Annotated in this window: 1 protein-coding gene; it reads right to left on the bottom strand. The window is 39.4% G+C overall.

Going from position 1 to position 1300, the window contains the following annotated elements:
- Nucleotides 1-92: 92 nt before the first annotated feature.
- On the bottom strand, nt 93-1181 hold the full coding sequence (locus tag JMY02_RS13545; RefSeq protein WP_201595829.1) for an IS4 family transposase: 1089 nt from the start codon (nt 1179-1181) through the stop codon (nt 93-95).
- Between the last annotated feature and the right edge of the window lie 119 nt (nt 1182-1300).

Here is a 1300-nt window from a genome sequence, read left to right as displayed (position 1 = left end):
GCCTATAGTGACAATGGTTTTGCAGGTTCAGCGGCAATGCGCCATGCGTCATACCTTAATGTCACCTCTTATCCTGTACACGACAAAAATGCTCAAAGTCTCAAAGGTCGTGGACTAGGAGACAAATAACTTATTAGAACCTCAAACACACGTCGATTGCCAGCAAAGAAATACTCACGCAAACCATCAATCAAAACATCCAAACCAATAGCAAACAAACTTTGCTGGGGTCGACCATGTTTCTTAAGCTTTCGTCTTTTAGGGTGTTGCTGTACAGTTTTAATCCCAATGCGATATGACCAACAAAATGCTAGCGCACAAACCGCCACTAACTTACTCACCCGATCCAACTGTGTAAGATGCGTATCTTCAAGATTAAACCCTCGTCCTTTAAAACAAGAAAACAAGGTTTCAATCTCCCAGCGTCTGCTATAAAGAGCCATAGCATCCGTATGATCTAAATTGTTGGTCGCTATGATGACATAATCGTTGTCAGCATCACGCTTTGCAAATAGACGAACTTTAACGCCATATACGGGAACAGCTCTGGCTAACATAAACGTTTCATGAGGGGATAGATGACGTAACAATGTCTTTATTTGTACCAATTTGCCCTGATGATTGGCTACTAGGGTGTTGTGTTTGATGCGAATGCAAAACTTTATTTGCTCTTTATTTAGCCATTGAAACCACTCTTTGCCAACAAACTCTCTATCGGCTAATACATACTGTATTTTGTCTGCGCCAAAGGTGTTGATGAACTTTTGTATGAGCTCACATCTCTCATTACTATTGCTGTTACCTTTTTTATCAAGTAGGGTCCAGTATAAGGGAATAGCGATTCCTTGATGAACAACGCTGAGCAAAAAGATGTTAATGTTCTTTTTACCCCATTTCCAGTTGGTTCTGTCTATGCTGATGATGACTTCGTCTAAGTCAAAGAGTTGATAGATGAATTTGGCTAACTGGTCTTGGTCTATGTCAACTTGTGCAAAGAAGCGTTGTAGCCGTCTGTAATTACTGTTTGTCCTACCTTTGACAAATCCTCTTGCTATTTGTTTGAGGTTACTACTTTGTACTTGTATTATCGCTAGAGTAATTAAGGCTAAACACGTCAATCTTGCCTTGTTCATGGTTAGGTTTTGCGATAATATATTTATGAGCTGATTAAGGTTTGGCATAGTGTGGTTCGTCAGAAAAATTACTATTATGCCTTGTCCTTAGTCAGCTTTTTTGTTTTTTGTCGTGTACAGAGAAAAATGACTTAAAATTTAGGTGGTGGTTCAAAAAGTAGGCTAAC

The organism is Psychrobacter vallis, assembly GCF_904846715.1.
In the GTDB taxonomy this organism is placed as follows: domain Bacteria; phylum Pseudomonadota; class Gammaproteobacteria; order Pseudomonadales; family Moraxellaceae; genus Psychrobacter; species Psychrobacter vallis.
This window is presented reverse-complemented; position numbering and strand designations above follow the sequence as displayed.

What these genes read in the sequence shown, in the direction of transcription:
- JMY02_RS13545 (WP_201595829.1), bottom strand. Translation starts at nt 1,181, where the DNA reads ATGCCAAACCTTAATCAGCTCATAAATATATTATCGCAAAACCTAACC.